This is a genomic window from Ureibacillus sp. MALMAid1270 (assembly GCF_049202975.1).
Lineage (GTDB): Bacteria > Bacillota > Bacilli > Bacillales_A > Planococcaceae > Ureibacillus.
Window position 1 is genome coordinate 104,619 of the sequence record NZ_JBMIRP010000059.1, and the last position, 21,543, is coordinate 126,161.

Below are 21,543 nucleotides of genomic sequence, written 5' to 3' on the forward strand. Positions count from 1 at the left end.
GTGTAAAAATGTGTCAAATTAACGTTACAGTTTTGTAACAAAAATATTACAAAAAGTGACATAATCTTGATGTAGATGATTATTTTGTTGTTAAGGTGCTAAGACTTCTTCTTAATGAGGCAAAAATACATTGGCAGTCTGTCTTCTTAAATGGCAGTTTTGGTAATTCGTTTTTCTTTTGGAGAATTGTTTATCCCTCTCCAAAGTTTCTATTATCCCCAGTGAAACAATGATTATACATTATCATTCGTTCCTGATTCTTAAATAAATTACTACATATTCACAAATTACTTCCATCCCGATCATTAAACGCAAATCGAATATCAATTTAACATATATCCCCACAATATAAAACTATTAGAAATTATACATAATATACTAATATTTCAAACATTCTGTTACAATAATTATCATCATTCGACAAGAATTAACAAAAAATTATTAAAACTATTTTAATTTTAAAAAATGTATGATAGAATCCTAATTCGTACAACATCTATCAATACTATTTTCAGAAAGTTTTAATAATTAAAACAAAGAAAGAGGTACATATATGATGAAATTTCTGAAAGAAAACTTAGCCGTAGGATTTATGCTATTTGCATTATTCTTAGGTGCAGGTAATATTATTTTCCCACCTTTACTAGGTCAACAAGCTGGTTCGGAGTATATTCCAGCAATTATTGGATTCCTAATTACAGGTGTAGGTTTACCATTAATGGGGATTGTTGCAGTTGCATTAAATGGTGGTGATCTACAAGAAGTATCGAAACGAATTCACCCTATTTTCGCGATCACTTTTACATCAGTTGTCTATTTGTCCATTGGACCATTATTTGCGATTCCTCGTACAGGTGCTAGTACGTACTCAATTGGAGTTGCTCCATTTCTATCCGCTGAAGCTCAAAGTGGATGGTTACCTTTATTCATTACTACATTAATTTTCTTTGCTGTGGTTCTTTTCTTAGCTTTAAACCCTAGCAAATTAGTAGACCGTGTTGGTAAAGTGTTAACGCCATTATTATTATTAGTAATCATACTTCTTGCAGTGAAAAGTTTTATTACGCCAATTGGACCGATTGGTGAAGCGCAAGGTCCATATGTAACTCAAGCATTTGCAAAAGGATTTACTGAAGGTTACTTAACATTAGACGCACTAGCTTCACTTGTATTTGGTATTTTAATCGTTCATTCACTTGCAGCAAATGGAATTAAAGATCGTATGAAACAAGTTAAAATGACAATCAATGCGGGCTTCATTGCTGCAGTTGGACTAGCGTTTGTTTATATTTCTTTAGCATACATTGGTGTTACAAGCCCAAGCGTTACAGGTCACCTTAGCGACGGTGGAAGTATAATCGCTGCAGCAGCAAAAATACTTTACGGAAATGCCGGTAATATTATTTTATCTGCAGTTATTATCTTAGCTTGTTTAACTACAGCAATTGGACTAGTTGCAGCAAACGCAACATTTTTCAATAAATTATTCCCAAAACTTTCTTATAAATTTTTAGCTGTTGTATTTACACTATTTTCTTTTGTAATTTCTAACTTTGGTTTAGCAAACTTAATCACAATTACTTTACCTGTATTAATGTTCATTTATCCAATAACAATCGTTTTAATGTTATTAATTATGTTCGACAAGTTATTCGACCGTCGTCCAATTGTATATGCATTTCCATTAACCATTACAGCATTCATTGGACTTTATGATGGTCTTAAAACAGCAGGATTCGAAGTGAAATGGTATGGCAACATTATTAATTCATTACCATTGGCAGAACAAAGCCTAGGTTGGTTAGTTCCTGCAATTGTAGCTTTAGCAATTGGTTGGATGATTCACCTACTAACTAAATCTAGTTATTTAAGAAAAATTAATAGTAAATAAGTTGCTTGAACCTCCTCTATTTTGCATATAGTGCAAAGTAGAGGATTTTTTTGGGGGAATGTTAGTTGAAGAAATGGTTCAATTGGAAATCGCTTTTAATAGTTCTTGCCTCTTTAATTATTTTAATCGCTAGTTATACAATCTATCTCTATTTTGAAATACGAACCACATTTGAAGTCATTCATGAACCTCTTGAGATTACTACTAAGACTTCTAGTGAAAGTCCAAATTCCGATTCAAGTAAAAATAATGATTCGAATACAAGTCATCCCAATACATCTGAAGATGAAAACAGCGATTCACCTAAGCCCATCACAGTACTCCTCCTTGGTTTAGACACTTGGGAAACTTCTGGCCGCGCAGATACCATTCTTGTCCTAACTTTAAATCCTGAAGATGAATCAATGAAGATTCTAAGTATTCCTAGAGATACTTACACTGAAATTGTTGGATTTGATTTTGAAGATAAAATAAATCATTCTTACGCTTTTGGTGGGATAGAAACTTCTATTGCCTCAGTGGAAAACTTATTACAAATTCCAATAGATTACTATGTAACACTTAATATGTTAGGGTTTATCGAGATGGTCGATATTGTTGGGGGTGTAGAGGTAGAGAATGATATAGCATTTTCTAAAGAATCATTCTACTTTCCAGAAGGACATTTAACACTTACTGGAGATGAAGCTTTAAGTTATGTCAGAATGCGATACGATGACCCTCGTGGTGATTGGGGTAGGCAAATGAGACAAAGACAAGTACTAGAAAGTATCTTTAAAAAAGCCGCTTCCTTTAATTTAGTCTGGCAAGCACCTAGTTTTTTAAAGTCAATTCGAGAGCATGTCCAAACAAATCTAACTTTCGATGAGATGATTGAATTTCAATCTAGCTACAAATCTACATTGAATAATATTGATCATTTCAATTTTTCACAGGGGGATGGTAAGATAACAAATGGAATATGGTATTATTTCCTGAATGAAATAGAATTACAAGAAATGCGTAAAATGTTGCAAGAATCCCTTCTTTAAATCAGAATTATAAAAATACCTTTATTATTATATAAAAACCTGAATGGATACACTTTCAAGAAAGTAGATTCATTCAGGTTTTCACTATTTCAATAAATATTTTAACTATTATTCTATTTCCTTCGCTCTTTCGATAAATAAGTCCAAGTGATCTAATCTAACATTTTTATTTCCACCAAATAACCCATCGCCAATACCAATTGTAACCTTATTAGATGAAAGGATCGACACATTTTCATATGCCCAATGATCTGGTTTGATATCTTTAAATTGTTCTACATCTGGTTGTAATTTTAAACCAAATGCAATAACTAATACTTTAGATAATTCAGCACGAGTTATTGGTGAATTAGGATTGAATTTACCATCAGGATCACCTGTAAATGCCCCTTTTTTATATAGTGCAGTTGCAACACCTGCAAATTTAGAATTAGCACTAATATCTCGGAATGGTGAATTCGTATCAGATGTGTCTAAACCTAAAATTTCTACTAATTTTTCTGCCACTTTACCACGTGATGCATATACATTAAAATCTACTGATGCAGCCTTTACTTCTTGAATCTGTTCATTTGTGAATTTTGTAATTCTTTTGGCACCAACATATTTATTGCCCCAATAATATGGGTCATTTATGCTATCTACTTTGACTCCTCCACTTGTAGTAGCAGAAACAAATTTTCCATTACCTATGTATATACCTACATGAGAGATTCCTCTCCCTGATGTATTAAAGAATACTAAATCACCGATTTGTAAATTACTTTTTGAAACACTTACTCCTTGTTGATACTGTCCACTAGAAGTTCTATTCAATTGGATACCCATTTTCGAAAATACAAGTTGTGTATATGCGGAACAATCAATTCCATAAGTGATTGAAGTACCTCCATATTTATAAGGTGCTCCTATGTATGATAAAGCTGTATTTGTTAAGTCAGAAGCACTTGCAGCTTCTGCTTGATTTGCTCCATGGCCTGAAAATATCATAAACGATGCAAAAATTGGTAAAAACCATTTCTTTTTCAAGAATTCTCTCTCCTTTCCATCAAATAATTACTAGAGTAACTACTATTAGGTTATCACAGAAGAGAGAGTTATAACTTTTCAATTATATTACTACTTAACGAAATAAATAAAACTAGTTAATGTCATAAAGCAGAAAAAAACTTCTTAAAGTAGAATTTTTAAACTTTTAGAATCTTGTTGTAATTTATACGTAACAATAGCTGCATATTTTACCATTACTTCCAACTAAATCATCCTTTAAATAATAAGCAAAAGCTTCATATACGTCATTCTATTTCTCTTCACAACAAAAAAAGAAGGTAAATTTTTACCTTCTTTTTTAACGATCCGTTTTAATTAAGAGTTCTGAAAGGAAATTTTATTTATAACAATCGTCAATCGTGCAGGAATTGATAATTGCTAATTTTTTCATATCTGCATTTACTTCAACTTAGATAATTTTCTATTATTGCAATTTGCTAAGAAATACACTTAACTGCTCTTTAGTAACATTTTCGTTTATACCGAATAAGTCATTTCCAATTCCTAATGAAATTTGATTTGAAGCAAGAATTGAAACAGTTTTGTGTGCCCAATGAGTCTCAGGTACATCTACAAATTCAATCTCCTCACCAGTTTGTGTTAAACCAAATGCATTTACTAACACTACTGATAATTCCCCACGTGTAATTGGTGAACTTGGATTGAACTTCTTATTTTCATCTCCAACGAAAATACCTTTTTTATAAAGTGCATTTACAGCGCCAGCATATTCGTCCGTTGGCTTTACATCTTTAAATGGACTATTTGTATCTGTTGTGTCTATATCAAGTAATGCTGCAAGTTTAATAGCTACTTCACCTCGAGAAGAATAAACGCTAAAATCAACACTTACATTTTTTACTTCTTCTTTTATAGCTTTTTGCTTAGCAAGTTCTGCTTCAGATGTAAAGTTTGCTACTCGTTTAGCACCAAGATATTTTGATCCCCAATAATATGGATCATTGATTTGGTCAATAGCAACGCCACCACTTGTAGTTGCGGAAATAAAATTACCATTGCCAATGTAAATCCCTACATGAGAGACAGTTCTTCCATTAGTATTAAAAAATACTAAGTCTCCAGGTTGAAGATCACTTTTAGCAACTTTTTCACCAGTTTGGTACTGTTCTGAAGAAGAACGTGGTAAATTTATACCAAACTTAGAAAAGATAAATTGTGTATATGCAGAGCAATCGATTCCATACTTAATAGAAGTTCCACCATATTGATATGGCGCTTTTAAATATTCCTTCGCTGTTGTAGTTAACTCCGACTCCGAAGCTGCATCTGCACTATTAGCGCCGATACCTGAAAATAACATAAAAGATGCAAATACAGGAATTAACCATTTTTTCTGCACATTAACTACTCCTTCCAGTAAACCCTTAATTAGCTATTAATAGATTACCATAAAACTTAATAATGTTATTTTTCATTTATGTAACGTTTTTTCTATAAAATAGAAAGTACCGAATTTCTTGGTAATACTAGAAATTCGGTACTTTTATTTAAAAATTTATGAAATTTTCTGTCAATGCTGTAATATTCCTGTAACATAAAGTAGCATTATATTACATTTTTTATAGTTTATTTCCAATTGGAATCTATATTATGATCTAGAGTTCCAATCAATAATTCTTTGTTATAGCTTCCCTCTAATTACTTGAAAACATTTGAACCCAATAATAATTACCTTTTTTATCTTGTTTAACGCCTACTCCGATATTTGTATAACCTTGTCTAAGGATATTCTCACGGTGTGATGGTGATTCCATCCAAGCAACTAGTACACTTTGTGGGGAATGGAAATTTCTTGCAATATTTTCACCTAGACTCGTATATTGATAGTCAAAAAGTGTCGCCATATCCCAAGGATTTCCATAAAATGATGATTTATGTTCAAAATAGTTACGATTCACCATATCTTGAGCTTTAATAATGGCAAGTTGATTTAAAGCCAAATCTTGCTTTAAAGGGTGTAAACCAACTTTTTCCCGTTCAATATTTACTAACTTGACCATTTCATTTGTCCAATCAATATAATCATTGGTTGTATGAATATAGTCTTTAGCCAAATAATCATAAATAATTTCTAAATTATTGACTTTATCTTTAAACTTCTGTGCTCTACTAATAAGAAAAGTTAGCTGTCTTCTTGTTACATTTTTATTTGGAGAAAATGTTGTTGGTGAAGTGCCATGTATAATGCCTACATCTGCTAAAGATTCAATATAATCTTTAGCCCAGTAATTTCGTTGATAGTCTTTAAAGCTATTTTTGTTTTGTTGATCGACTTCGACCTGAAATGCAATCGCAATCATGGCAGCAACTTGAGATCTTTTTAAGGGTTCATCTGGATGAATATAGTCTACATGTTTCATGACTCCAAGTTCTACTAACTTTCTAATTTCATAAAAATATGGATGTGATATAGGTACGTCTAATGCATTCAACTTAAAATCTGATTCAATTGATACCCCTAACCCATTTACAATAACTTTTGCTGCTTCACCTCTACTAATGATATCACTTGATTGCATTCTCACTTTTTTGTTCTCGTACATATTCTTTAGTTTACTCTGTTGATCGTCATATGTTATCTCTATTTCGGTTAAAGCACTGGTTTCAGTAACTTGAAAAATAAAAAGGAGAAGGAACATTAAAAGTACGAATACTGATTTTTTCAAAACATTACTTCCTTTCGATTGTTATAACGTAAGCTAAACGAGTGATTAACCAAAACAAGCAAAAAGTTAAAAGTTTTATCTAATAAAAAATTATGATTCTTATAATCTATCACTAGCATATACAAGATTCATTCATTTTATTCTTCAATAATAGATTCTTTATGATATTTGTGTATTATTACGTAGGTAATTGCCATATTTCACCACACTCTATTATATCCCCAAATAATTCAATAATAAAAATATATTTCCACAATTCTATTAAAATTATACTTAAAAAGATATAATAATAGTGGTACAAATACTAAAGAGGTGTTTACAAAATGAAAAAACTACTACCTTCAATCTTGATAGCAATTTTCGTACTCTTATTGCCACTTCATACCTATGCATCTACCTTTGATGAGGTAAGAGATATAATAGAATTGAATTATGTAGGGGAAATAAATGGAGACTTAAATCATGCTACATCTATTGAAGAAATGATCGATATGCTGGATCCATATTCTGCTTATTTTACGAGAGACGAATATTACAGTTATGTAAATTCGATTAATCAAACAACAATTGGTATCGGTGTTATGATCGACAAACATGAAAAGGGAATCCTAATTTTAGATGTTTTCCAAAATGGAAGCGCCAAAAATGCTGGGATTGAGGTTGGAGATATAATCACCGCTATAAATGGTCAATCTACTGAATTAATGACAATCGAACAAGCTTCTTCCTTAATCACAGGGGAAGAAGGTACGTCAGTTTCACTTAATCTATTAAAAACAAATGGGTCTACAATAACAATATCAGTTACAAGAATGCCTTTTATTATAGACAGTGTATTTAGTAAATTGTTGTATGGAAATGTTGGATATATCCAATTCAATACATTTAGTTCTACCGGGGTTTCTGAGGTAAAGGAAGCATATCAATCTTTAATTTCAAAGGGAGCTACTTCATTCATAATAGACCTACAAAATAATGGCGGTGGTTATGTCTCTACTGCTGAAGGTTTAATTGGTTTATTTCCAGGAGCAGTTAATGCTTATAAATTGAGGATAACTGAAGGGGTTTATACAATAGCTGCAACTTCTCAATCAATTCAATTTCCTAAAAATACACGCGTACTGGTTAACCGTTTTAGTGCAAGTGCTTCCGAAATGACAGCTGCTTCATTAGTAGACCAAAATGCAGCAATTCTTTATGGTGAAAAAACATTTGGAAAAGGTACTATGCAATCCTTCTACCAACTTAGTGATGGTAGTATCTTAAAATTAACTGTTGGCGAATTTTTCGGTCCTAAAGGTACTATTGTCAATAAAACTGGCATTATACCTCATTATCAAACAAAGTCGAATCCAATTTATGATGCACATTATGATAGTATCATAGAAAAATTAAAGCATTATGAGAAACTTAATTCACTCTTGGAAGTTCCAACGACTAAACAATTTTCTGTTAATTTCAATAAAAAAATGATACTTCCAGAACAAGCTGATGCAATTGAATTAGTGAAATTAGGTGCGGAAAAAATAGAAACTAAACTTTCTCTAAGTTCCGATGAAAAGCATATAACTGTGTCTCCGAAAACTCCATTACAGCCAGGAGCCGAATATATGTTAATTATTCATCCTACTATTCAAGATAAAGTTGGTAAAAAAATGAAAGATGGATATTATTTAAGAATTACAGTTGATTCAAATGAATAATTCTACTAATAAATAAGTTTGCACCTATGTAGATAGTGAAAACCTGCTAGATCTCCGTATTTACCATACTTTTATGGGTAAATAATTGGGATTAGCAGGTTTTTATATTATTGAGCCACAGTTAATTCTTTTGCAAAATAAATAGCTGAAATTTCACTAGCAAGTTTTTCTGGTTGAATGTTTTCAGATAATAAAGCATTTTTTGTCAATCTTTCGACAGAACCTATTAAACTTTGAATAAATATTTGACTGCTAACTTCATCAGTTTGGAAAGTGTATAAATGTTTTTCATAAAAATTCTTAAACTTAAGTAGTAGTATATCGTATACAAACGGAGTATTCGTCTCATACAAGCCTATTTTAGTAAGATGTGGATTCTCAGCAAAAAAAGTAAACAGTCTAATTAATATTTCTTGAACTAATTGAGTAGTATTTTGATCAGTTTCTTGTGCATTTTTTGACTCATCAAATATTTTTTCCAAATTTGTTTGAAAGTCTATAATAATATCTTTATATAAGGATTCTTTACTTTCAAAATATAGATAAAAAGTTGGTTGTGTCACTTTTGCAGCTTTTACAATATCACTAATCTTTGTTTGAAAATAACCATATTCTGAAAATAACTCAATTGCTTTTTCACGTAAAAGCTTCATACTTCTTTCCCCATTGGAATTTACTTTTCTTCCTCTAGCCATATTACTCCACCTTATAACAAATCTATGTAAAATATATATTATGTATATTATACTCTTATATTATTTTAAAATCTAAATAAATGACTGTTAAAAAGGGATTTTTTTACACATTCCAGAGAATATCAGCATAATTGTAGTATATTTAGCAGAAAAACAATATTTCGTACAACAATAATACGTAGTAAGCTGAAAAGTTACATATAAAAAAATGATAAAGACATAAAGACTTTATCATTTTACTTACTATAATATTTCAAAATACCCTGATAGATAGAATCTGCATATATTTCTTGATATTCAGCACTTATTAGTTTAGAACGATCACTACTATTTGAAATAAAGCCTAGCTCTACTAATACAGATGGGAAAACGGAATTTGCGACAACATACCAATCTTGTCTCTTTACTTTTCGATCTACCATCTTCGCATTGCTAACGATTTGAGAATTGATGTTAGAAGCTAACTCATAATCTTCTTTTTCATTATCATTTGCTGTAACACTGTAATATGTTTCAGTTCCAAGAGCTGCCGAACTTGAGGCAGAGTTTACGTGAACACTTACAAAAATTTCAGCATAATGGTCATGTGCAAATTTCACGCGATCTTGCAACGTTGGATATGTATCTCCTGAACGAGTCATATAAACAGTTGCACCTGCTTTTTCAAGTTTTCTTTTTAAGTTAGATGTGACATCGAACACAATTTTTTTCTCTTGGTAAGAACTATAAACAGCACCAGGATCTTTTCCGCCGTGACCAGGATCAAGTACAATTATTCTACCTTTGAGTGGTGAACCTGATTGATTTATTAGTTTTAAATATGATTTATGAACATAGGCTTCTTTTCCTTTATAGGATACTTTAGCCCAAAATCCATTAATGGAAATGACGGATACTTCATCGCCACGATTTAACTCCCCAAGAACTGATGAAGTTGTAGTTGGTTGAGTTCGAACTCGAATAGAATTTGCTGTTGCTTTTCCGATTAAATTCGTTACACCAACTTCTTGATCTTCAGTATTTCTATCATTCTGGTTTTCAGTAGGCACTTCTTCATTTGTTTGTTCTTCAACCGTTTGAGAGATTCTAATATAACCTGGTATATTATTTACCTTCGTTAAGTACCAATCTCCAATTACTCCAAAAACGTCAATTGAATTACCTTTCGAGATTGTACCAATAATATTGGTATTTTGATTATTTTCTACATATACTGACACATTCACTGAAGCTATTACAGAACGTAATTTTACATTGATTGGATTTCCATCTTTATCAACAAATTTTGCATATTCCTTCGAAATATAAGCATATTTGTCTTGATAAACTACCTTAATCCAATTCCCTTCAATGGCATATGCCTTAAAAATAGTTCCTTCATTAACTTGTCCTACAATATTTGTTTTGTTTTCAGTTGATTTGGAAGAGCGTACATTTAAATAATTTGTAGTGGAAACTACTTTTCCAATATACTCTGATTCATTTGGTACATGAACTCCGCCTACTTCACCAACCGAAAGTTTAAACTCGTCATTGATTGCACGGGCAACAAAAATGGAAAAGTGTTCTCTTGTTAACTCTGAAGATGGATCATACTTTCCATAAGCACCTTGTGTAATACCATTATAATATAATGCGTTTATGTACTTGTAGTATGGGTTGTCCTTTGAGATATCCTTAAATGGAGACGGTAGTGAAACATAGCTATTTACATCTAATTTTAGTGCTGTAGCTAATACCTTACTCATTTCCCCTCGAGTTAACGGCTTATCTGGGTAAAATTTGTTTCCAGAAGTCTTTTCGAAAAACTCAAGACTAACTGCTTTTTCGACATAACTAGATAATAATGGTGTCCGTTCAAGATCGATGTCGCTAAAAGATGACTTTGTAACAACTAATGGCTCGAAACCTCCTGCAATAATTACCATTTTTGCAGCTTGGGCTCTTGTTACAAAATCATTTGGTTTAAATATATTCCCACTATTAACTGGGACACCGTTAATAACTCCTTGCTCTACCAAATAATAGATTTCCTCAGATCCACCTAGAGTTGAGGGAACGTCCGGAAAAACAATACGACTTTTAGCAGAAGCGTCGGAAACTGTCAAAATTGTAAATGTGATCATAACTAAGAAGAAAAGAAAACTAAATTTTTTCTTTGACATTGTCACAAACACTCCTTCCCATTAATATCTATAATTCTATCAAAAATTTGCTAATTTGACATCATACTTTTTGCCACTATATCCAAATTTAACTTTTGAACTAATTTTTTCTATAATTTTCTATATTCTTTCATTTTGGTTATTGGACATATTAGGAAGTAATTATATAAAAAAAGGTGGAGAATTTTAAGATCCTCCACCTAAGACAAATTATTTAAACTTATATTTAACTTCTGATTTTCCAAAAACAATCCAACTAAATGGAATGTAACGATACGTGAAATATACTAAATAATAACTAATAACATAAACAAGGATGAATGTTAAAAATTGAAATACATGGAATAGTAGACTATTTCCGCTAAATAAAACTTCTCTGAATACCATTAAGAATAATGGATGAATTAAGTAAATACCAAATGACATGATTCCGATGTTCATTAGGAATTGTTTGAATCGTTCATGTTTTGAGTTTGCAATGTAATTTGAAAGAATTAGAATCATTAACGCTGCAAAGATTGCATAGAAGCCCCAACTAAATTCATAGAAGTTGATAACAATAAATTCTGGTAATACTTTTTTTACATGGATCCAAGCGTTCATTCTCGTTAAATAATTATATCCAACATACACTACTAGAAAAATACCATAACAAGCAAAAACGATTCCAACTACTTTATCTCTGTACGATAAAATTTCTCTCATTTTTGTCTTTATTTGTTCATAATAGATTCCGATATATGCCCCCATGAAATAAAACGTTGCATAATTAAATACAATTGAACCCTTAAAATCTATTTGTAAATAATGGCGGTTTATAAATATATAAGCCCACTGAATGACTAAACCAATCAGAATAGAATATTTTCTTAAAAGTGCACTTTTTTTCATTGCCCAAAGGAATAATGGGAAGAGGATATAAAATTGCACACTAATAATTACAAAGTAAAGATGCGTATGTGCTTTTCCCCATAATAAATAAAACGATAATCGTTCCCAAATATCACCATAAGAAAATGAATCTAGAAAAATCCACTTTATAGAAAAATAGAATAATGAAAAGAAGATATATGGAACTAAAATAAATTTTAATCGCTTTTTATAGAAATTTGTTACAAGTTTTGTATCTAATTTTCTATTGTAATACGTATAGAATAATATAAAACTACTTAAAAAGATAAATGTTGGAGTTCCCCATTTACCAGCAGTATTAAGGAAATTATATATTGGAAACATAATAGAGGATGGTTCTACCGTTGTTGCACCAGTAGAAAATCCATGCACAAGAAGTACCCCAGTAATTGCAATTGCACGTGCTATTGTTATTTCATCTAATCTTTTTTGAACCCCATTGAAAATCACCTCTTTTTTATTAATGTAATGGGTAGTTGATGAATCAGTTGAAACTATTAATAAGTTGTTATTAAGTTATCAACAACCTCACTATTATACATGAATCACTTCGGTTAATGTAGAAAAACTTAAAAATGATTCAAGTATAAGTACAAGTTAATATATAAGTTATACCCAAAAAGTCTTCCACGTAGGCCATCCCTCCTACTATTTTACTAAAAACTACGTTTTGTCCCATTTTTCTTAATACCCTAATGAAATTAAAAAGGAACCATCTCAATTGAGACGATTCCATAATTAATACACTTGATTACTTATTTTTCAATACACGAGCTAATAATGTTGCAAACTCTGCACGTGTAATTTCAACATTTGGGCGATAAGTATTATCATTATATCCTGAAGTTAAATCGTTCGCTAATAATGTTTGAATGTAACCGTGTGCCCAATGTTTGGATGTGACATCTTTAAATGAAACATTACTTGAACCACTTAACGAGTAGGCCCTTGTTAAGATGGTCGCCATTTCAGCACGTGTTAATTTTCCATCTGGTGAAAACTTACCGGCAGAACGACCAGTAATAATGCCTTTTTCACTTACTGCTGCAATCGCATTATATGCATAGAATGAAGTCTTTACATCTGAGAATTGAGGTGTCTTAGTTGCTTTAAGATTTAATTCCCGAGCAATGATTGTTGCAGCTTCAGCACGTGTGATAGAATTATCTGGTTTAAATGTTCCGTCTACATACCCTTTAATCAGTCCAAGTTCGTTCAAGTAACTAATTGGAGTGTTTGCCCAATATTCTTTTGAAACGTCCGTATAGACAGGTTCCTTATAGTCTTCTTTATAAACTGATTGCAATTGATCGATATAAATTTTCCCTTTATTTTGAAGTGATTCTTTTGGTTGAGCAATATAAATTCTTTCAAATTTTATCGGAAGTTGAATATCTTGTGGAATACTAGCCGTTACGTATTTCCAACCAGTCCAATTTAAGCCACCCTCTTCGGTGAAATTAATGGTATGTTCTTTACCATTACCATCTATGATTACTCCTCTAAGCCAGTGGTTCCCTCCATATCCATATACCCAAACACCAAGATTTTTTGGTAAACCTATAATAGGAATTGGTGTTTTTGTTACAGCATAAGAAGCAGTTGTTCCAGTGCTAGTTGCCGTAAAGTCATATGATAATTTTAAACTTGATTTTCCTTGTCTAAATGCTTCGTACTTTGTACTGTTTCCAATGGATGTATTAGATCTTATTGATTCCGATTTCCAATTAGATATACTATCAAAACTATCTAGTACAATTGGAACATCACCATTCAATACTTCTACAGAAACTTCTGCTTTTACTCCTTGATATTCTGCTAAGATTTTTCCTTTACCTTGTTTAGTCGCAGTGAAAGTACCGTTACTAATTTGTCCGATATTTCCTTCAATTGTCCAATTTACATCGTTGGGATTAATTGTTACTGGATTATAATATTCATCATAAGCTTTAACAATGTCTAATTTAATCGAAGCATCTTTTATTACGGTGCTTGCACTATTTAGTATTTTAAAGGATTTCACTTTCCCTACTGGGGCAGTATTAACTACTTGTAAAATCGTAGAAACACGTCTTTCAACACCATCAGATGGTTTATTGACAAGGGAAGGATATAAGTACCCTGGTTCTCGGACAACCATCGTGGTTGAGCCACCACCATCTAAATTGATAGCTGATGTTGCACCTAGAGAAATTAAATATGATGCTAAATCTGTTAAACTTGTTCCATTACTATGAGACTGTCTCCCATCAACTGTAACGAGAAATACTCTAGTTCCAGAAGCATCTATTGCGACAGCAGTACGCGGGTTTCTTCCTTTAACAAAACTTGTTGTAGTAGGCATAGAAATATTTGGCTTTCCATTCTTTACTAATAGCGGTCCACCAGCCAAGATATACTCCGCATTCATCCATTTATCGTCAATCTCTAAATCTAGTTCGATTGTTGACCCAATTTCGATCATTTTTTTCAGTTCATCCGCAACATCTTTACTTTGAACTGAAATAACAAAACCATCAGCTGGTATGTTAGAGTTGCCACTTTCTCCATAATTCGTCATAGCTACAACTTTGCCCGAAATATGATCTCCGAAATGGATATTCTTCATATTTTGAGTGGCAGAAGTAACAATAATTTCAAGACCCCATACACCTGTTTCAGTCGATTTCATTTTAGGAGTATACAATACTGTTGTTCCATTCGGTCTAGTGTTATTGATTCGGTCAATTTTATATTCTTTCCCGTTTACTTTAAATGTTAAATCAGTTGTGAAATAGTCAGCAATCGCTTTTCCAGTGCTCGAAATACCGAAGGCAACTGGTGATTGAGTTGGACTCTCAGTATTAGTACCTAAAATACCGTAATTGATAATTTCATTGTTTATCGCAAGTAAGTTTGAAGGTTGTCCATCACTCATAAAAAATGATGCATTAACAGCACCTACTACTTGATGGCCATCAAAGCTATTTTCTTTTGCTCTTACTGAAGTGGTTTTCAATGAATTTATAGGATTTGGTAAGCCTAGTTCTAAATTAGTATATGTATTGGATAACTTTACATCTAACACATTTACAAATTCTTTCACGCTTCCTGATTGAAAGCTTTGTTGAATATGATTTACTTCTGGTCCTATTACCTTTTTCTTCTCGCTGACTTTGTTGTTGAATACGGAAGCCTCTGCAATCGTTCCATTAAACAAAATCATTGTAAATACAAATGCGACAAAGACCTTGCCTAATGATTTTATCAAAATCTATCACTCCAATTATCTGAAAAATATATGTTAGTAGAATAATAACACATAATTCACCTCTATTGGCAGATTGATAGAATTATGGTCAAGATTACCTATAAGAAATGAGATACATATGAACCAAAAATAGTAATTGAAATAATATTTGAAAAATAATATAATAGAATATTAGAAAACATAGGAAAAAGTACAATAAAAAAACTTAGGTGTGTTAAGTTCCCACCTAAGTTTTTTGTTTATTTATTTAATTCAGAATTGATTTTGTTGATTAAATCTTGAGCTGTAAAACTACCATCTACATTAATCCGTTTTAAGATATATGGGCCATCATGTTTCATAACATATCCTGGTTTAACAGAGATTGTCGACTTATATCCTGCTTTTTTAGCCATTGCTTCACTAGTTGCATTGAAAGCTCCAAATGGATAACAAAGTACATTTACAACTTTCCCTAGTTTTTCTTCTAAGATATTTTTCGATGTTACAAAATCATTATAGATTCGTTGCTCATATTCTTTCTGCGTTTCTAGCTTACCATTAGATTTTTTAATAGGACCTGTTACCGCAGCTGTACTTTTAGATCCATTTTGGAATTTAAAGTGTGCATCATGCGTATGACTTTGGAAATCGATTAGGCCAGAGTTAGACATTTCAGTAACTTGTTCCCAAGATAATTTTGGTAAGCCTTGGATAGTATGACGCATACCTGACTTGTAATTAAAAAGATTGTTGCTTTCATATTATATTTTTTCAAAGTTTCATAGGCATAAATATAATTACTTTCATAACCATCATCCATTGTTATTAATACTGGCTTATTAGGTAACTTACCTTTTCCATTTAAAAAGGCATTCATTTGTTCAGTTGTAATTGTTTCATAGCCTGCTTTTTGAAGAGCCAGCATTTGTTCTTCAAAGTTTTTAGGATCAACTGTTACACTATTTTGCGTTTTTTCATCGAAGTGATGATACATTAAAACAGGTACTTTGATTAACTCTTGAGGATATACTACTTCTCCAGTCGTACTAATTAATACACTTCTCGTTTTTTGATCCCACTGTATTTTTTGATCAAAGAAGTCGACTACCATTCTTAAAGGAATCAAAGTTCGACCATTATAGACTTTAGTTTTAACATCCGTTTTCAACTTTTTCCCATTTAGCGTATAATCCAATTTATCTACATATAGAATCATATTATTAGAACCATTATATAAATTAACCGTCTTCGTTTTTTGATCCCAAACTACTTTATAACCTAACATTTCAGCCGTTTTTCGAATAGGAACCAAAGTTCGATTACTTTCAATTCTTGGTTCAACATCATAATCAACTAATTCACCATCAACATACACACTGGCATATACCGCCTGGGCTGTAGTAAAAGGATAAAAAACTAAAATAATAAAAAAGACCATGAAAAAAGGAATTATTTGTTGAATTTTTTTCAATATCATCTCTCCAATTTATTCTCTACTAATTACCTTTTACGGTTTTTAAATTTTTGATAAATTCTATTACAAATCTTTATCATATAAATCTATTATATTATAAATATATGATAATTACATTACGTTTTGTAACATATTTAATGGAGATTCTATTGGGAGATTTTTTTGAATTGAATCGACGGTCAGATTTATTTCTATTAGTTGACTTACTTAGTGAAACATAACTCTTAAACTATTCATTTCTGTGCACCTGGTACATGATTTTATGCAACAGATACCTATATTAATACAAAAGAAAAACACTACACGACCTAAGCTATTTAGAGTCTTATCACAATCTAAAGTTCTATTAAATATCCTAGAATGTTTGCACACCAGGTACACTAAAATTAACAAAACTACAAACCTTGATCGCAATGGATTCCAAAAACATGTGGAAAATAATATCCTTCATTCCAAAAATAAAAAGATTGAAGGATATCTGCCCTACGTGCAGGAACGTTCGCTCTTTTTATTTCGGGCTAACTGTTCATTACATTAATGGCTAATAATAATATAAAAAAGAATGAGAGATCCTTCTTCCACAAAGCATTTTGTATTATCTGAAACTCTATCGGATTATCAGTTTCGTTGTGCACCGGCCGCACTATATTAACTTTAATAAGAAAAGCCCCTGTACATGATTTCTCACGTACAAGGACTTTCTATACAATTCTTAAATTCTATTGAATTATCAGAATTGTTTGTGCACCCGGTGCACGGTATTTATTATCGGTGGAATATTTACCAACATATGTATATAGTCTTTACATGCCGTAGCTTTAACGATCTCTACACCTTTTTTTCATATCTTAAAATTTGTCCAATGTCAATCTTTATCTTTCCATAAATAATTTGTTTTCTATATTTTGGTGCGAATACAATATGATACTTACAATTCCATGTCGTATGTGTTAAAACTGTTTTTGTCAGAAGACATCAAAGATCCCTTCTTGTTGCATAAATTTGGTTGGCGAACCAAAACTTATTTTAGCACCAGTTGGGATCTTTTTTAATACCCGCTGAAAGCTATACTGAACCCCCGGCCTAGCAGGGGGTTTTCTTTCTATGAAGAAAAGCTCTACACAGCCGAAGCTATGTAGAGCATTCTCAAATTCACTATACAAGTGAGTTATTATAATCGTACGTACACACAGTGCACTTATTATAATAATTTACTACATTTATTACTTAGAAATTGTAATTGCAGCAAAATCAGCAGCAAGATTTCCTTGTAAATCTGCAACAGTAAATGTATCTGCAGGTACTAAAGTAAATGTTTTAGCATAATCTGTTGGTGATACAGGTGTTCCTAATTTAATTGTCATCGTATTACCGTCAGCAGCCATATCTTCAGTTAATGTATTAGCATAAGTAGCACCATCTAATTTTAAAGCGAAGTCAGCAGTAGCATCTGCTACAGTAGTTGATTTAACTGTTTCACTGAATGTAACTTTAATAGTTGACAAGTCAATAAATTCAACTTTAGTTACTTGTGGTTTAACATTTTCTGTTAAGTTCAGAGTAGCTAGGTAATTATCCATCACAACTCCATCTTTACTCTTAACATTAGCTACTGAAATGTTACGGTTACCTGATAATGTATTCGTACCAGAAACTAATTTTAATTCTACAATATTACCAGGTAATAAAGTAACTGTATCAATAGTAAGACCGTTGATAGAATAGTTTGATTTATTCACAGCAGATGCACCATCAAGTGCACGGTCGAAAGTAACACGAATCGTGTCATTGTCAACAATTGTTGCTACTGGTACTGGTTTAGAAGTATCAGCATCAGAACCACGAACAAATTTAATATTTGTAGTAGCTAATGCATTATTTGATGCATCAGTAAAGTTGGCTAAAGAAACCGTATATTCCGCACCTTGAGTTAGAGCTCCACCGTTGAATGTAATATCTGATAATTTAACTTTTAATGATTTAGAATCACCAGCTACTGCTACTAATTTGTCATCAGCAGTCCCGTCTAAATCAACAGTAGAAGTTGTAGTAACATAGTCTTTATATTCCTTTGCTACTAAAGCATCTAAGTCACCAGGTGTTACTGTTTCATCAAATGTAAGGTAAAGGTATTCTTCACCATTTTCCTTTTTAACTTCAGATTTTACAAGTTTAGGAGCTACTGTATCTTTCTTAAATTCAACAATACGTGAAACTCCATCGAATGTTTCACCTGATAAGTCAGTAATAAGACTAGTTGCATTTGCTTTTACTGCAACTGTAGCTAAAACAGATGTAGCAGGAGCTTCTGGTGTGAAAGCAGTTGTTAAAGTTACTACATATTTTGTATCATCAGCAGCATCAACAGAAACAGAACCAGTTGAAGCAGTTAAGTCTGTTCCGTTAACCGTGAAATCTGTAATGTCAACGTTTTGTACTTTTTCAGAAAACTTAACTTCAAATTTATTTAAGCCTAAAGAAGTGATTGAAGATACAGTTGGTTTAACTCCATCTTTTGATCCTTTTGTAAAGCTAATAGATGTTGGATTTGGAGACACAAGGTTTCCAGCATAATCAGCTGCACCAAGAATAGTAGCTGAAATTTGAGATCCGTTTGCAATTGCAGGATCAATAGTTAAATCAACATAGTCATTACCTGGAGTAAATGCTGGAGTTACAGTAGCTGTTGAACCATCAGCAAATTTAAATGACCATGAACCTTGTGAAGATAATGGCTCAGTGAATTTAACACGAACAGTTCCTGCATTTAAGTTAGTGATAGAATCTACAGCAGGAGATACTTTGTCATTAACTGAAAATACTGATGATGTATAAGCAGAAACAGTTTTACCATTAGCAGCTTTTACAATACCAGAAGCTAGAGTTACTACGTATTCACCTTCTAATTTTGCACTAGCATCAATAATTACAGACTTTTTATCAGCACTTAATTTAGCGGCAGAAGTATTTGAAATAGTTCCTAATCCAGCACCAGAAATTTTCGTTAATGTAAATGCACCATCAACAATTGTTCCTGAACCATCAATGATTGAAGAATCTAGAACTTGATTGAATTTAACTTCAATTTGTTTCGCGTTAATTGCACTTACAGAAACAACTTTTGCTTCAGCAGTTTCAACAGCTTTACGTACTTCAGGTACTTCTGCACGGTGTACGAATACAGCAGCTTCAGCACGAGTTACGTTAGCTTTTGGTTCGAATTTACCTTCTTTTTTACCTTCAGCTACACCAAGGCTAGCTAAGATCTTAGCGAATTCTGCACCCCAACCACTTACATCATTGAAATTAACGATTGCAGCTTCATCTAATTTAAGACCGTAAGCTGTTGCAATCATTTTTGCAAACTCTTCACGAGTGATGTTGTCATTTGGACGGAATTTACCATTGTAACCAGAAATGATGTTTTCATTTTTTGCTTGTAATGCTGCGATGAATTTTGATGACCAGTGAGTTTTAGTATCATCAAAATCAGCTTTCGCGTCTTCATTAATAGTAAGACCTAATGAAACTGCAAGGATTTTTGCTGCTTCACCACGAGTTAAGTTGTTCCAAGCGTTGAAGTTACCATTTAGATCACCATCAAGAACTTTTTTGTCCCCTGATGTTAAGTAATCTACAGCATCTTTTGCCCATGCTGGGATTTGGTCGTAGTCTTTTAAATCTGATGCGAATGCTGCAGCTGGAACTAATGCAGATGCAACTAATGCTGCTGTTGCAGATGTCGCGATGAATTTACGACTTTTGTTTTGCTTTGCCATTAATTTATTCCTCCCTAAGTTCCTAAATTATATTATTCTTTAGAAACTATAATACTAGTTTTAAGATGACTATGATTCTATGTCGTAGGTATCATAGTTTCTCTGAATAATAAATAAATCTTATTTAAGTCTAGTAAGTAAACTTACTAGTCTCAAACTAGATTAATTTACCTACTTCAAAACTATAACATTAACAAAATTTATTTTCAATACCACATCTTGTGAAAATTTGTTACTATTTCATTAAACGGATTGCAGTTTTGTTACAGAAATTCTATTTTTTGTTAAAAAAATACCACAAAACTTGTAAAATAAAACAAAAATAACACGTTTTTATTATTTGTCCCAATGATTTAATTAACAAATATTTACATTACACGCCACAATTACCAAAAAAATTTGTTAATTTACTGCTAATTTTCATAGATTTAACTTACATTCCTTCGTGATGGAAACCATGATAAATAGTTGAGATGTACTTTACTTCAGTTACTACTTAGTTATTAATATCGTAATATGTTTTTTCCATCTTCACCAACCTTTATCTTTTTTCCTTTTTACTGGTACAATTAAGTTGACGTTCGTGGTGTTAAATGGTTACACAAATTTTAACAATTTTTTTCGAACTCTAAATGTTGTTATGGAATATAATAACTTAATCGCCAACAATCATCTTGCATCATTAAACCTAATCTAATCTCAGCATTTTGATCACTAAACGTTAAATCTATGAATTCCAAATTTCGCCCCAACCATATTCAAGTCCCTTTTAAGATATATTCAATTAATCTAAATTTATGACTCTAATTTTCATAAATTTATTATTTCTATTTAATAAGTAGAAACACATATTAATTCAAACATCATTTTAAAATAGTAATCTATTCAGAACTTAAATACTCAATCGTATTGTTTTTTTATTAT

The 21,543-nt window shown here is 31.8% G+C and carries 13 protein-coding genes and 1 pseudogene; 3 read left to right on the top strand and 11 right to left on the bottom strand.

The window, feature by feature from the left end; genetic code table 11:
• Nucleotides 1-553: 553 nt before the first annotated feature.
• Both brnQ and ACOQFO_RS07760 read left to right on the top strand, forming a co-directional pair.
• Nucleotides 554-1,891, top strand: coding sequence for a branched-chain amino acid transport system II carrier protein (gene brnQ / locus ACOQFO_RS07755; protein WP_421689114.1), 1,338 nt, complete (start codon nt 554-556; stop codon nt 1,889-1,891).
• A 65-nt stretch (nt 1,892-1,956) separates the two neighbouring features.
• Nucleotides 1,957-2,922, top strand: coding sequence for an LCP family protein (locus ACOQFO_RS07760; protein WP_421689115.1), 966 nt, complete (start codon nt 1,957-1,959; stop codon nt 2,920-2,922).
• Between the two features lie 108 nt (nt 2,923-3,030).
• Here the strand turns inward: ACOQFO_RS07760 and ACOQFO_RS07765 are convergent, their stop codons facing one another.
• From ACOQFO_RS07765 to ACOQFO_RS07775, 3 genes are all read right to left on the bottom strand, one after another.
• Nucleotides 3,031-3,951, bottom strand: coding sequence for an NlpC/P60 family protein (locus ACOQFO_RS07765; protein ID WP_421689116.1), 921 nt, complete (start codon nt 3,949-3,951; stop codon nt 3,031-3,033).
• 445 nt (nt 3,952-4,396) lie between these two features.
• Nucleotides 4,397-5,332 carry an NlpC/P60 family protein gene (locus ACOQFO_RS07770; RefSeq protein WP_421689117.1) on the bottom strand — a complete coding sequence of 312 codons (936 nt, stop codon included), beginning with the start codon at nt 5,330-5,332 and terminating at the stop codon, nt 4,397-4,399.
• A gap of 295 nt (nt 5,333-5,627) precedes the next feature.
• Nucleotides 5,628-6,659 (bottom strand): CAP domain-containing protein, encoded by a 1,032-nt coding sequence (locus tag ACOQFO_RS07775; RefSeq protein WP_421689118.1) that lies wholly within the window; start codon nt 6,657-6,659, stop codon nt 5,628-5,630.
• A 323-nt stretch (nt 6,660-6,982) separates the two neighbouring features.
• On the opposite strand from ACOQFO_RS07775, the gene ACOQFO_RS07780 reads away from it, so the two are divergent.
• On the top strand, nt 6,983-8,362 hold the full coding sequence (locus ACOQFO_RS07780; protein ID WP_421689119.1) for a S41 family peptidase: 1,380 nt from the start codon (nt 6,983-6,985) through the stop codon (nt 8,360-8,362).
• Between the two features lie 107 nt (nt 8,363-8,469).
• On the opposite strand, the gene ACOQFO_RS07785 is transcribed toward ACOQFO_RS07780, so the two are convergent.
• The 8 genes and pseudogenes from ACOQFO_RS07785 to ACOQFO_RS07820 form a co-directional block, all read right to left on the bottom strand.
• Nucleotides 8,470-9,057, bottom strand: coding sequence for a TetR/AcrR family transcriptional regulator (locus ACOQFO_RS07785; RefSeq protein ID WP_421689120.1), 588 nt, complete (start codon nt 9,055-9,057; stop codon nt 8,470-8,472).
• 236 nt (nt 9,058-9,293) lie between these two features.
• The gene (locus ACOQFO_RS07790) at nt 9,294-11,222 is read right to left on the bottom strand and encodes an N-acetylmuramoyl-L-alanine amidase (RefSeq protein ID WP_421689121.1); all 1,929 of its coding nucleotides are present in this window, start codon (nt 11,220-11,222) and stop codon (nt 9,294-9,296) included.
• A 210-nt stretch (nt 11,223-11,432) separates the two neighbouring features.
• Entirely contained in the window at nt 11,433-12,584 is a 1,152-nt protein-coding gene (locus ACOQFO_RS07795) for an acyltransferase (RefSeq protein ID WP_421689122.1), read from the bottom strand.
• Between the two features lie 301 nt (nt 12,585-12,885).
• A complete protein-coding gene (locus ACOQFO_RS07800) occupies nt 12,886-15,384 on the bottom strand; it encodes an S-layer homology domain-containing protein (protein WP_421689123.1) in 2,499 nt (832 codons plus the stop codon).
• Nucleotides 15,385-15,623: 239 nt separating this feature from the next.
• Nucleotides 15,624-16,037 carry a polysaccharide deacetylase family protein gene (locus ACOQFO_RS07805; protein WP_421689124.1) on the bottom strand — a complete coding sequence of 138 codons (414 nt, stop codon included), beginning with the start codon at nt 16,035-16,037 and terminating at the stop codon, nt 15,624-15,626.
• The gene (locus ACOQFO_RS07810; protein WP_421689125.1) at nt 16,019-16,837 is read right to left on the bottom strand and encodes a stalk domain-containing protein; all 819 of its coding nucleotides are present in this window, start codon (nt 16,835-16,837) and stop codon (nt 16,019-16,021) included. The genes ACOQFO_RS07805 and ACOQFO_RS07810 overlap by 19 nt, the downstream gene beginning before the upstream one ends.
• Nucleotides 16,838-17,609: 772 nt before the next feature.
• Nucleotides 17,610-17,816 (bottom strand): annotated as a pseudogene (gene tnpA, locus ACOQFO_RS07815) (IS200/IS605 family transposase); the annotation flags it as partial.
• Between the two features lie 247 nt (nt 17,817-18,063).
• Nucleotides 18,064-20,619 carry an S-layer homology domain-containing protein gene (locus ACOQFO_RS07820; RefSeq protein ID WP_421689126.1) on the bottom strand — a complete coding sequence of 852 codons (2,556 nt, stop codon included), beginning with the start codon at nt 20,617-20,619 and terminating at the stop codon, nt 18,064-18,066.
• Nucleotides 20,620-21,543 lie beyond the last annotated feature (924 nt).